We start from the raw sequence: 211 nt of genomic DNA on the forward strand, positions 1-211 counted from the left end.
CGGGTGCGTTGCTGGAGGGTGACGCGCCCGGCGGTGTCGTGTTCGTAGCGGGTGTTGCCGGCTCTGGTGAGGAGGGTTCCGGTGTATTCGCGGTTTCCGGTGGTGGGGTGTTCTTGCCCTGCATGACCTCGGTGGGCGGTGGTTTGGTTGCCTGTGGGGTCGTAGGTGTAGGTCTCTTCACTCGTGGGGGTGATGGCTCTTGTGATCTGAC

The 211-nt window shown here is 63.5% G+C and carries 1 protein-coding gene; it reads right to left on the bottom strand.

Going from position 1 to position 211, the window contains the following annotated elements; all coding sequences use genetic code 11:
- Positions 1-211, bottom strand: a 211-nt coding sequence (locus tag E0D90_RS28230; protein WP_227870539.1) for a hypothetical protein, incomplete at both ends; no start/stop codon positions are given.

Origin of the sequence: Streptomyces otsuchiensis (assembly GCF_004305975.1) — a bacterium.
GTDB classification, from domain to species: Bacteria; Actinomycetota; Actinomycetes; order Streptomycetales; family Streptomycetaceae; genus Streptomyces; species Streptomyces otsuchiensis.